This is a genomic window from Burkholderia sp. Z1, from assembly GCF_014893795.1.
Taxonomy (GTDB): Bacteria; Pseudomonadota; Gammaproteobacteria; order Burkholderiales; family Burkholderiaceae; genus Burkholderia; species Burkholderia theae.
The window spans coordinates 3,387,769-3,400,352 of sequence record NZ_JACFYL010000002.1; the positions used below are offsets into that span (position 1 = coordinate 3,387,769).

The window sequence follows — 12,584 nt, forward strand, 5'->3', positions numbered from 1 at the left end:
CGAGGCCAAGCAGCTTGCAGGGACTAATGCCTGATGGCTCTCACCAGTCCTACTTGGTTCCGTGAGGAAATGGATCAACCAAATCTTTCGAGCGCAACCAGCCGAAGGTTACGCGACCCTCGAATTTCGGCCCTGTGCCGACGTAACGAATATATGAATATTCTCCCTGGGCTTTTAGTACAACCACTGCATCGCGATCCACAAGATAGGATTTCTTAGCAAGAAAATTCCCGTTATGATTGTCGAAAAAAACCGCTTTGCCCTTTACGATTCGAATTCCAATGGCAGGCACCTCTTTAGTTACATAGTACGTGACCGCCCGAAAATCCTTCAAATCAAATACGAACGTCCCTGTCGCATTCTCACAACCAGCCTGCGCCGACCTGGTCTGAATCACCCATTCATTATCCCGCCTATACAAATCAGCCTTAATATCAAAAACCTTATCCCTATCTGAAAATTCTGGAGACTTTTCGCCAATAACAAAAGTAAGAATCGGTGTTTCGGTATAACCGTCAACATTCGCTGTCTTTTTCTCGCCAGTATCCTCCGCAAACAAAAAACTACACGAAAATTTCTCATTCCGAGAATCATAAACACCGGAAATCACTTCCCCATCACGAAACCCGATAAGACTTGGCTCATTGAATATGATTGCCTCTCCGGCCAAGGCGAATCGCGGCAAAAAAATGGCGACCAAGCCTAGCACAACAAACTTACTTAAATTGCTCATAGAATTTCCCGAGATTTTCAGCATAATGAGGATTCTTCGTGCGCCAGCTGCCACCATTATACGACGTCGCGACCTGCTCCCAATTATGATTTCTCAATCCATCAACGCCGGCACGCTTTAAGTTTTTCATGAACAAGATAAATATCTCCATCTGCCCGTCTGTTCCTGACATGAATTTATCAGCAAATTCAGAAGGGGTTGCGCACCCACACGACGAATAATATTCTCCTAGAATCTGAAACCCGCCCCACGAGCACGCCATTATTGCGGTGTCGAAATCAAGGACCGCGGCTCGAGCCAATTTCTCGTACTGGTGGAGGTTATCCCCGCCGTAATCATCCCCGTTGGGCCAGCACAAATCAGGATAATTTGGATATGGGTTCGCCGGTGGCGCTTTCTTCTTAGGCGGTGCCTTTTTTTTATGTCCGGCAGCTGGCTTTACATACTTCACGCCCGCAGCCTTCGCCTTTGCTTCCGCCTCCGCCTCTTTTTTCTTCTCTTCCTCTTCTATTTTCTTCGCTTCCTCCGCTTCCTTCTTGGCTTGCTCCTTTTCTATCTTTGCAACGGAAAGCTCATGAAAATGGCGCCGCTCATACAGTATAGGCGGCAGTCCATTCTCTAAAAATGGCTTGCCTTGGGACTCTTGCTGTACGAGTGCCTTGATTGCAGCAATTTCGACATTAAGCTCAGTCGCCATGCGTTGATACTGTGCATCCGAAAAAAACTCTGGATTCGGATAATTGAGTCGCGACCCAAAAACGCTTAGCGCGACTGTGTGCGGCTTGCCGGTTTCCACTACTTTGTAGTGGTGCTCGATCGTAATCGAAGTTTTCTTTTTGTGTGTTTTTTGGTCAACGGAAACCTCTTTGACCTTTTTGGGCATGTCTTTCTTGACGCGCCCTTGCTCCGTTACTTTCTGAGTCCAACCAATGTACGGACCAAACACACTAACTAGTCTCTCGATCGTCATAACCTCCCCCTCCTTGACAACCGGAAGACTCAGGTTCTGCTCGAACTCATCCTTCGGCGTGAGTTGCGTGGTCGCCTCCAGGTGATATTCGGGACTGACGATGGTGAACGCGCTGATATCCTTCTTTGGAACAATTTGAGTCTTCCAGGCGTACTCCCCGCGGCGATTCTTGACGAACACATCGATCGGCTGGTTACGGGCCGCATTGGTAATCGTTACAGCAAAACCATCCTTGTCGGTGGTTACTTCCGCCTTGTTGTCCGAAATTGGAGGCGAGGATGGAGCGGCCGATTCGGCTTTACTAGCCGGTGATGCTTGCCCGGGCACCGTCGGCGAGCTTGATGCCGCCGCAGGCGAAGCAGTCTGAGGTGACGATGCTTGCGCCGCTGACGCGGGGGCTGCTGAAGCGGGCGTTGGAGCCGATGCAGGTGCCGCCGCTGCTGCGCTGCCCGTCGCCGAGGGAGGGTCTTGAATGGTCGCTGGGTCGGGACCGGTTTTCCAAGCGGGGGCGGCGGGAGTGCCTTTCCCGACCTTCAACTGCACGGACAGACCTTCGATGGGTTTTCGCAGCACGTCACGAAAGAGCACGGTGACTACCACGGAAGCTGCAGGCGTTGGTTTGCTCGCCGGGGCCGGTGCGTCGGCGGGTTGTGAGTTCGACACTTAATATCCCTTTCGATTTCGCAGATGTCAGAAGTTGAATCGGTCAAGATTGCTGTTGTTCATCGACCGGATTTTCGCTCGTGTCGTCGTCCTGTTCTTCATGATCGTAGGCATCTTCGATCGTGTACCAGTCACCGCCGCCGATCTCGCACCGCACTTTCGTTGACGTAGGCGTATGAACGGCGGCCGTTTCGCCATCGAGTAGGCCACCCTGCTGGTGAAGCGTTCCGTCCGGCAGATATATGCGATATGTCTGCGCCTGGAGCGCTTGCCCGATACCGAGATTTGCGATGACGGATGATACGTCGAATGTTTGCGTATATTCGTGTGTGAGGTTTTGCGGCAACGTACTGACAGGTAGCGGAGGGATGGAATATCGCGAGCTGGCCGGCCCGCTGAACGAATGCTGCGCCCCCTTGAATTCGACGGTTCCGGGAGCATGTCCGCGGATATTGCCGCCTTCAAGCGTGATCGACGCGCCACCCGCTGTGAGCACCAGCTTTCCACCTGCTGCAATCTCGACGTCACCTTGCGCCAATAGCTTGAGAACTGCTTTGGCAATCACTTCAACATTTGCATCATGGGACTGGATCTGGACCGGCCCCTTGGTGAACAATCTAATCGCCGTCTGCGAGAACATTCCGATCGCCTTGGCGGCATTTACGATAAACGCCCCCGCAGATCCAATGTGTGTGTTCAGGCCGCTGACCAGATTTATATGGCGGTCCGCCGTCATGTGCAGCGAGTCTTGCGTCGATGCACCGATGCCGAACGGGCTGGCGAGTAGCAGAACTGCCTTCTTGAACGCATTTGCACTGCCTGTTCCACCACCTGCGGTGCGACCGCCTCCGGCCTCAGGCGTCTCCGACTGCTGGGTGGCGTCCGTGAACTGTTTGAGCGAATCGTGGCTGTCTATCAGGCTATCTGCGCGGTGTTGAACGCCCACGTTCGAGAGCGTCTCGACGATGCTCTCGGCCCCGATCAATTGGCCTTGTGCTTCCTTGACGTCGAGCTGGTCGTCGTTGTGCGCCTTCGGGTGTGTTCCGATGTATGCGCCGCGATTCGCTCGAATGCCGAGATAATCATCCGTATGCAGCAAGGCTCCTTTGCCGAGGTACCGACCGCGTGCATTGTTGTTGCCCGCATGGTCGACCAAAATCCCTTGGTGATACAGGCTGTAGCTGTTCCCAACCTTGCCGGTATAAGTGGTCAGTCGCGTAGCGCCTTGATGTGTGGAATCGTCATGCACGAACGCGTTGTAAGCACCGCTCTTACCGAAGCCATTCGACATGAGACCCGACAGCAGCACGTTGGTGTGCCACTGCGGCGGCGTTGTTTGGGATGGTAAGCGCCCGAGCACATAGGGCCGATCGCAATCGCCCTGGAAATAGTCAACCAGGACCCACTCTTCTTTGCGCGGTACATGAACGCCGCCGTACCCATACCCAGTATCCGCCTGCATTACCAACAGCGGAGGTGACGTTTTCAGGAAATCAGTTCCGCCGCGTTGGTCCCATGGAAAGACTACGTAGACACGATTGCGCTCATCGGCCCATGCTTCTTCATTATCCGGACCATTGACGAGCGCGTGCTCGGTCTGCATTGTTGGTTTCTTGTGCTCGAACGGACTCCGGTACTCGATGTGAGTTCTCTGCGCTTCCACGTTGACCAGATAGATGCCGGCAAGACCATCTATGGGATTGGTTCGTGAACTGAATTGACTGCCGTGCTCTCGACGTAAATCGGACATTGCGCCTTGCAGGCTCAACGGATACGTCGCAGCGTGATTGGATACAGGCACATTGTTTTCAATGAACCACTCGACCTCGACGGCCATGAACTCCCGAAGACTCGGATCGACGGTCATATGCCGCGTGTGATGCTCGAGCGTGAAGCGGGCTCCTGCGTCGAGCCACCTCACGCCACCGACACCGATGTATCGGCGGGCGGCGGACGTCCATGCCTGGGTGCGGTTGGATGCTCGACGTCGTCCCTCCTCCGCCGTAGGGTACGCGTACGAGAGAGCTTCGTGCACAATCATCGGCGCATATGGAACCTCGCGCTTCACCTGTTGACGGCGTTCCTCCGTCATATATGCGATCGCACTTTCTCCAAGGTCACTACGCACCGAGTAATCGTGCTTCGGGTTCTTGTAATTGAACGAAGTGGTTGTATAGGCAAGACTCTGTGCGGTCTGTGTCACCGCCCATTGCGTAAGCCCTACTACTTCGTCGCCGATTGCACCTTGGCAAAACTCGATTGGCTTCGCATCAGGCAGGGCAGCGAGCCGATCCACGATAACAAGCGTAGAAACGCGCGGATCGTCTTCATACTGAGCCGGCGCATGCTCGAAATAAAAGTACCATCCTTCATCCTCAAGAATTCGATGAAAGAAGTTAAGGTCCGTTTCGCTTTGCCGCGTATACGATCGAACGCGTGGTTCATCCGACAGGGAAAAACGTACTCTGCCGACCAACTGCGGGTAAGCATCGAGCAGTTCGGAAACAATATCCTTTGCACTTTTATTTAACCACTGATCGTTCTTACTTGCCTTGCCGAGAAAGAAAAGCGCTGACTCGAATTCAACTTGATAGACTGTCAGGTTTCCATCTTGACCGAGCGTATGGAATTTGTGAACAAATCCATGAACTGGTCGATAAGTTGAATCAACAAACGGCGCCGAGATCTGCTGGATAAATAATGTGACCGGTTGATGCTCCATTTCAAGATTATCGATATCGTCTCTCAGCGAAACGACGTCGATCACCCAGCGATACCCTCGCCCGATTCTTGAGCGACCCTTCGCGCGGACGGGGATGAGCGTCTGCGCCCCGAGAGGCGAGCGGAACATGAGCAACCGTTCATGCTGCATCAAACCCCGATGTATCGAATCGTAGAGCGTAGTCGCTTGCGATCCGGAAGGAACGACGGATGGGAGAATCATATTTTCCTTGTCTCTCAGGTTCGACCGCCAGAGAACCGACACCGGGGACGGTCAGCCAGCACGATTGCGAGTCACCCGCAATTTTATCAAAACTACATGAACGCGCATTTTGAGTCATGCATTTAACAGTAAATGACGCACAATTCGCCCCGAAACGTTGAACTAAAAGATGTAGCGTCCAACATGCGTAATAAAATTGAAAGAATGCCGAGTGAACCGCCCCGAGTTTTGTGGAGGCTCCAACTCTTGAGAGAATGGAGCCACGAACAAGAATCCAAGCAAGTTATCCCCGGAAGTCCAAGAGCACGCAGTGCGCCTGGTACGCGAGCAGCGTAGCGCGCCCCCGTCGATGCGGGCGGCAGTCGAGTCGATTGCGCCGATGATCGGCTGGCAGATCTCGCGTTTGTGCTGGAGTCACGCACATATGTCCGACAGAATCGGTAAAGATACGAAGTCTTCGAGTAAAGATTGTGCCGGAATGCACTTTCTTAGAACCCGGACTCACAAGTTTCTCCAGGATGGAGTTGATCTCGCATACAACCTCTGAAATTGCGCCTTTTATTCAAAGACAACATATTGAGACCGCGGACATCTTTTTTGAGACAACCACATGCTGCCCGTCTCAGAAAAAATGTCCTTGGAAGCACCGCTTGCCTGCGTTCGCGCACTCCGTTGGAACTGAGCGGTGAATGCCGTCGATCAAGTCTGCACGACATCCCGACCGAAACCTGTTCGCCTCAGTCAGTCACAGCTATCGCAGACGATTTTGATGCGCCGCTTCCCGATGATGTGCGCGCCGTATTTGAGGGTCGTTGGGCCCGCACGTCGGCGACGACTGGAATTCACCGATTGTTCGGCCATCCCATTAGCTCAAGCAACTTCCGACTGTTCTCCGTTAGAGTCGCCAGCGTTTCCGATTCTGAGCAGCCCCAACTCGACCCGAGCAATTGCGCAGTTCGGGCCATACTCCATGGCTGAACCGTTGCGCCACCCTCGCTCGCGAATGGACCATCGCTTTCGGGAACGACTCTGTCTCGGGGAAGCCTAGCAGCGAGTGCACGCCCCGCTGTGCTGGCAAACGCAGCAGGGCCCAAGCTGAACCAGCAGCCCATTTTGTGGGCAACTTCCACCTCGACCAAGGTTCCGCTGAACCAATGAAGCACGGCGGTGCCGAACCCGGGATTTTTCAGAAGGATGGGCAATACCTCCTTCACGGCACCTCTGGAGTGGATGCTGAGGGTCTTGCCGCCGAGCTCTCTGCTCCGAGTTACGACGGCTTCGAACACCTTGCGTTGCGCCGGCAAGCTCGATTTGAAGCGATAGGAGCCATCCATTCCCACCTCGCCGACGGCCATCGCTTTCTCCATCTGCTTGAGCAACCGAGGGAGCTCGCCCGCGCGCTGCTCGACCAGTTCAGGATGCAGCCCTGGGGTGATAAGCACGCGCGGAACGTGACCAAGGACCTTTGATGTGGCTGCATAGGCGCGAGGGCTTGTAGTCACGAGCCACGTGAACTCGTTACGACGTGACGCCTCATCGGTGACGGCTCTCGCGCCCGGATAGAGGTCTAGGTGGCAGTGGAAATCCATCAGAGAACGCCGTCCCTACGAAGAATTGCTTCGACCTCAGAAAGGCCTCGTCTCATTGTGTCCCGATACGATTCTCGGTCGGCCGTTGGGGCAAATCCTAGAGTTGCGCCGAGGAATCGGTCGAGCCCCCGCTCCTTGACGGTTAGGACCGCAAGTGCTGCTGCCATGGCGTCATCGGGGCCACTCGATTTGTCTGCAGCAAGAAGTGATTCGTGTCTGTAGACCGTTTCATCTTTCCCAGGTCCCCAAGCATGAAACGCACCTTTTCGAATCATGCACGGGACGCATCGGCCACAGTGCTGTCGATTGTAGGTTCGGAACCGACCGCAACTCGTCGTGTCGCTCGCCAGTTCCTTGAGTAGATCCTGATTGAGGCACTCTTGAAGCATCTGTCCTTTCGTCTTGAATCGATAGGGCAGCTCAAGCGCGATGTCGAGGCCGACTCCATCCAGCAGCTCTTGCATCATCGAGATAAATTGAGGATGCGTCGTCTTCGTGCTCAAGCTCGACACACGGCCCGGCACCAAAGGCGGGTTGATACAGATGAAACCGTTCTCCGGAACGTAGACCTGAACTCGGTTCCCTTGCAATCTTGACGCCGCGAGCACGGCGAACGCATAGAAGGCGAGTGACCGAGCACGCGTCGATGGTTCGCGTTGGCCCGGAAAATTGATGCCATGGCTCCACTGCCAATGTGAGTCGGCTCCGCCAAGCCGTCGAGCGTACGAGATTTGCCGAGCGGAATCGTCGTGAGCGAGTTGGGATACGAATACCGGCCGGCGACCTTGCGACACGAGGTTGATACCACCGATCAAGCTGTCTAGGCCTCCCGAGAGAAGGCATACGCAATCGTGAGGCACATCTGCGACCTTGCCTGCGGGCGGTGCTTCGCCACCGACGATGAAGTGGAGCTTCCAATAGTCTCCTGTCAGCAGCTTGAGCATCTTTTCCAGGTGCTCTTCGAGGCCGACCCACCGCATCGGCTCGTGCAGGCCGACCGTGAGGTCGATGACTCGAGTCCAGCCATCTGCGCTTGTCTCCCGTAGGCAAGCTAAGTCTGCCGCACAAACAGCGAGGCAAAACTGAACGAAATCCCACGTGGCCGCGTTGGGTGCAAAGCCTCTGCGCCTCAGCAGCCGCTTCCAGTTATTGGCGATGTTTCCGACGCCTGCTCGCCGACTCGAACGAAAGAACGAGAACGCTTGCTCGTCAGGTTCAAGATTTGCCGGGAGGCTATCCGGGCTGGTGCATAAGATTTTCATTCCCCGAATACCTCCAGAGTTTTCGACAGGACATCGCGCGCGAGGCCATGGGGGTCTACCGGTCTCGGTCCCAATGTGTCTAGTTCCACTCGGACGAGTCCATGGACATATTCACGGACATCGTTCCGGTTCATTTGTACTTGCTGGGGCGTGTACTTCAGCTTTTCGTAGGTTTGGCCGAGCAGCAGGTCCATTCGATTGCAGATGTCGTTGGCGACGGTGAAGCCGATGACGTCTGCGATTTGCTGGTCTGTGAGGTCGAAGACGTCCACGTCGGGGGACCTCTCGTACAGCATAGAGAGAGTTTCCGTCGCCGCGTTGCGAAGCGACTCTTCATCGACGCTTCCCGAATTGGGTATGACTTCTCGCACCACTTCCAAGATGAGATCGTTGGCCGATAGATTCGCAGCGCGAACGCGCGCGACCCAATCTACGACTCTTGGATTTGTCCCATCACGTGCTTGGGTAAGGAATTGACCCAATGCCCCCGCGCCCTGCGCGGTTGCACGCATGGTTCTTGCGGCCCGGGCTGGGCCACCCATCCCTCGCCCGACCATACGCCTAGCAGCCGACTTGATTTGGTCGCGACCACCTCCTCGCAACGCACCCGCTAAGGCTGTGCGAGCTCCTGCGAGGCGTCTCGCAGGGTTCAGGGGAGGAAGCCGCGGGTCTCCCAGCGCGTCAGCACCGTTGTCGACCATCTGACCATCATCGTCTGCAGCGATGTCTCCTTCATCGGCGCCATCTCCACCGTCACCGTTGTCGTCGTTGTCTTCGCCGTTGATGTCGCCGTCACCGCCGCCCACAGCGGGCCCCTCAAGCCATTCTGGGTCAAATGGTGAGCGCGGGCCGCCACCTTTGCTCGAAGTTGAGGTCCCCATTAGTTATTCCTTTTGTCCTGTTGGTCGATTGCGCGTTTTACCTTCTGGTCGATATCAGGGTGGGCCGACCATTTATCCAGTACGTCCTTGGCCCATGCCTGTGCTTTGAGCTCGGGAATAATGCCGACCCCAATGTCACTAATCGGGGCGGTGAGCAGCATCCGCGTGGCCTGCTCAACATGCTCCGGGAATGCTCTGGCAACTTCGATAAGCATCAGTACGTCCTCAGCTTTCTTCCACCCACGCTTAGGCGACTTAAGCGCCCACGCACGCGACAGTGCCAGCCCTGCTTGCACTGACCCAGCGGTGTTGATTGCTGTAGCGAGTGGGTGATTTCGCGTTGTTGCCTCGGCAAGCGCATCTCGTAGTCCGCGTCCGACCGCAGTCAGTTCATCTGGTCCGAAATCGCGGGTTGCGGTGTCACGACTGAGGTGAAGAAGAGGGCGGAGATCAACTTCGCCGAGCGGGGGAGCAAGCCCAAGCCATTGGGGTATGAATGGGTCGTCTACACCAAATATTCCTGTTAGCGGCTCTCCGGCTTTACTACCTTCCTCAGCGACTCTCAACGCCTCCACGCGTCCGTCAAACTCTGATGTCACAAGGTTTGCGAGCGCCGTCGCAAGCGTCGGGGCGCAACGTTCGACGAGGTGCCATTTTGCGAGAGCCTGAAGGTCAAGTTTGATTCCTTGCGGCTCAGCCAAGCTTGAGCGAAGGAAGACCGTGTTGAGAAATCGCTTCATCAAGCGAGGGTTCCCATCGACTGCACCGGACCTCGTCAGCAATGGCGCTAGTCCGTCGGCTAGCCGCATCAGTTCGACCATGTCCTGGTTGCCGGCAGCTTGCGCCTCCAAAAAGTCGAGTGTGACGGAATCCCCGCGCCACGCGTCTCTTAGTCTTTTGGACACAGCGTCTTTGGCGGCTGCGAATTTATCCTCTGCAAACTTTGCGTCCTGACATTCCCTCTGCAGCAGCAAGAGTGCCATGTATGCTTTCGCTTCGTTCACGCCAAGCCGTGGCACATGAAGAGGAACCTGAATCAGTTTGTCGAAGTAGTTCGTCGCGACCTCGTCCTTGATTTCCGTTCCGGCAAAATGAATGCGAACTGCGCCTTTGATGAAATCGTTGTCGGCCGCGATAACGAACGCAGTCCGCTTGATAAATAGCAAAAGTCGGATGGATTCGAGCGTGGAAATAGCTGTCTTGGGCAGACACCGGTCAAGGTCATCCACGAATACCACTAGCGTGATTTTCAGCTCTTCCAACAAGGCTTCGAGCGCCAAACGAAACTCATGTATCTCGTTCGGCAGAGAAAGCGGCTCCGCTTTTTTGAGAAGTCCATCATCCTTCTTGTCTTCCTTTTTATCGCCCTCGTCACTCTTATCACTATCGAGTAAGCCGAATCTTTTCATGGCTCTGCCAATCGTCCCGATAGGAACGCCGGTCAAATAGGTGGCGGCGGCCTCGCCACCAAGTTGTACGACGCGGAGCACGTTTATGCGCTTCAGAAGGCGTACAGCCTTGTCGCGCAGCCCTTCTCGGTCGTTGGCTTCCTCGAGAATTTTGTCGCCAACTAACTGCAACAGAGCGCTGCGAGCGCTATCGAAGTCTTGATAAAGCCAAGGGTTAAACGTGACAAAAACGTAGCTGTTATCACCAGGCTTGTTGATCCCTTCGAGACGTTCTCCCACCATCTTCACCAGAGAGCTCTTGCCGGCGCCCCATCCGCCGGATATCCCGACAGAAATCGGCTCGCCGCGGGTCTGTTGAAGCAACTTCGCGCAAGCATCCGCTACGATGCCGAAGTTCAAATAGTCAACGGTAGTTTCGTTGTCATGCCACACTGGTTTGGCCCTCTCGATGCGGTAGCTCAGCGTTAGGTGAGTTCACGTAAGTTTTTTTGTGGATCCGATGCTTTGGTATAAACGGTAAATCACATAAGCTATCGTTTATACCAGATTTTTACTTTATAGAGACGGTGAAGGCGCCTCGGGTTTGTATTTATATAAAATAAAGGGATTTGCATCGGGTTAATGGAAATCGTGCGATTCGACGCGCAGCCCGCCAAGTAGATCGCTGCGGTCGGCAAGATGCTTCGCCACGAGGTGCCGGACCTTACCTTCGGCCAGCCAAAGGCCTATACGGTCAGCAGCGATACGCCGAGAGCTTCGCGGCGGTACTTTTCCAGCAGCGCGGGCTAGAGAATGACGTTCGCTTGACCGGATTCGTCCTCAATTGTGATGAATAGCACGCCCCTTCGCAGTCCGTGGTCGCTGCCTAACTATCACGATGCCGCACGAGCCGCATGAGATGCTCCTCGAACCGCATTGGCGCGCTAAGCACGATTTCCAGCTCAGTCGGCGGGATGGCCAATATGTGGCTCATGTCATCGCAGGCATGCCACTTAAGACGAACGCAGTTGGAGGAGGCCTGGCAGAGTTACGTCTTGCATAGCTTAAGCGTTTGCCGTTCGCGCTCCCCGACTCCTGCCTCTGCCGATAAGCGTTCGAAGTGAAGTGGCGGTTGAGTGCCCTCAGTGCGGCAACAACGACACGATGATGTCGATCTAACAACGCGTCAAAATCCCACACTGCCAAATATTGACCCGCAGATTCTCGCAGAGCGAGTCAGATCTCATCCCGAACGGGTCGGACGCCGTCTTTTATTCAAAGACAACTTATTGAGACTGCGGACATCTTTTCCGAGAGACAACACCCACACCACCCCATCCCCATCCCCCTCCCCCTCCCCCTCCCCCTCCCCGTACCGGCAATCGTCAAACCAACTGTACCGGTACTGTACCGTCAACCGTCGCTAAACTGATCTCCATCCCAGTCTCGAACCGAATGGAGAATCCGCGATGGAATTCCTCACCCTGAGCGCACTGCCCGCCGGCATGCTGTTCGCGCTCGTCACGTCGATCACACCCGGCCCCAATAACACGATGCTGCTCGCATCCGGCGTGAATTTCGGTTTCCGCCGCACGATGCCGCACCTGTTCGGCATCAGCATCGGCGTCGCGATCCTGATGCTCAGCGTCGGCTTCGGCCTCGGCGAAGCGTTCAAGCGCATGCCGGTGCTGTACACGATCCTCGAAGCCGCCAGCGTCGCGTACCTGCTGTACCTCGCGTGGCGCATCGGCACGTCGGGCGAAGTGAAGGCGCACGGCGCCAAGCCGCGGCCGATGACGTTCATCGAAGCCGCCGCGTTCCAGTGGGTCAACCCGAAAGCCTGGATGATGGTGCTGACCGCCGCGACGACGGTCCGCCTGTCCGCCGACTACGGGATGAACGCCGCGTGGATGGCCGTCGTGTTCATCCTGATCGGCTTTCCGTGCATCTGCCTGTGGGCCGCGTTCGGCCTCGGCCTGCGGCGCGTCCTGTCGAACCGCCGCGCGTTGCGCATCTTCAACGTGACGATGGCCGTGCTGCTGATCCTGTCGCTGTATCCGCTCGTCGTGCATCTGCTGCCGCAGTGAGCGCTCACAGCGCGCCCGTTGAGGTTCACGCGATGCAGGCGTACCCTTTTGGTACGGGCGCGCGCAG

Annotated in this window: 8 protein-coding genes and 2 pseudogenes; 2 read left to right on the forward strand and 8 right to left on the reverse strand. The window is 55.6% G+C overall.

The genetic code is table 11. The annotated features are described in order from the left end of the window. Positions 1 to 49: 49 nt before the first annotated feature. Genes H3H55_RS32065 through H3H55_RS32075 form a run of 3 tightly spaced genes read right to left on the reverse strand, consistent with a single transcriptional unit; the run spans position 50 to position 5,310 of the window. Positions 50 to 733, reverse strand: a complete 684-nt coding sequence (locus H3H55_RS32065) for a hypothetical protein (protein WP_193101930.1) — start codon at positions 731 to 733, stop codon at positions 50 to 52. Then, on the reverse strand, positions 717 to 2,366 hold the full coding sequence (locus tag H3H55_RS37705) for an N-acetylmuramidase domain-containing protein (RefSeq protein ID WP_319022341.1): 1,650 nt from the start codon (positions 2,364 to 2,366) through the stop codon (positions 717 to 719). The genes H3H55_RS32065 and H3H55_RS37705 overlap by 17 nt, the downstream gene beginning before the upstream one ends. A 43-nt stretch (positions 2,367 to 2,409) precedes the next feature. Further along, entirely contained in the window at positions 2,410 to 5,310 is a 2,901-nt protein-coding gene (locus tag H3H55_RS32075) for a type VI secretion system Vgr family protein (RefSeq protein ID WP_319022342.1), read from the reverse strand. A 265-nt stretch (positions 5,311 to 5,575) separates the two neighbouring features. Here H3H55_RS32075 and H3H55_RS37805 point away from each other — a divergent pair. Then, positions 5,576 to 5,702 (forward strand): annotated as a pseudogene (locus tag H3H55_RS37805) (IS3 family transposase); the annotation flags it as partial. Between the two features lie 450 nt (positions 5,703 to 6,152). Here H3H55_RS37805 and qatD read toward each other — a convergent pair. The 5 genes and pseudogenes from qatD to H3H55_RS37460 all read right to left on the reverse strand — a co-directional run. Then, positions 6,153 to 6,899, reverse strand: coding sequence for a Qat anti-phage system TatD family nuclease QatD (gene qatD, locus H3H55_RS32080; protein ID WP_193101933.1), 747 nt, complete (start codon positions 6,897 to 6,899; stop codon positions 6,153 to 6,155). Further along, on the reverse strand, positions 6,899 to 8,161 hold the full coding sequence (gene qatC / locus H3H55_RS32085) for a Qat anti-phage system QueC-like protein QatC (RefSeq protein WP_193101935.1): 1,263 nt from the start codon (positions 8,159 to 8,161) through the stop codon (positions 6,899 to 6,901). Before qatC ends, qatD begins: the two co-directional genes overlap by 1 nt. Further along, a complete protein-coding gene (locus H3H55_RS32090; RefSeq protein ID WP_193101937.1) occupies positions 8,158 to 9,042 on the reverse strand; it encodes a hypothetical protein in 885 nt (294 codons plus the stop codon). The genes qatC and H3H55_RS32090 overlap by 4 nt, the downstream gene beginning before the upstream one ends. Then, on the reverse strand, positions 9,042 to 10,850 hold the full coding sequence (locus H3H55_RS32095; RefSeq protein ID WP_226800442.1) for a P-loop NTPase fold protein: 1,809 nt from the start codon (positions 10,848 to 10,850) through the stop codon (positions 9,042 to 9,044). Before H3H55_RS32095 ends, H3H55_RS32090 begins: the two co-directional genes overlap by 1 nt. A gap of 219 nt (positions 10,851 to 11,069) precedes the next feature. After that, positions 11,070 to 11,339 (reverse strand): annotated as a pseudogene (locus H3H55_RS37460) (hypothetical protein); the annotation flags it as partial. A gap of 560 nt (positions 11,340 to 11,899) precedes the next feature. Here H3H55_RS37460 and H3H55_RS32100 point away from each other — a divergent pair. Beyond that, complete coding sequence (locus tag H3H55_RS32100; RefSeq protein WP_129516167.1) at positions 11,900 to 12,517, forward strand: LysE family translocator; 618 nt, start codon at positions 11,900 to 11,902, stop codon at positions 12,515 to 12,517. The last annotated feature ends 67 nt before the right edge of the window (positions 12,518 to 12,584 follow it).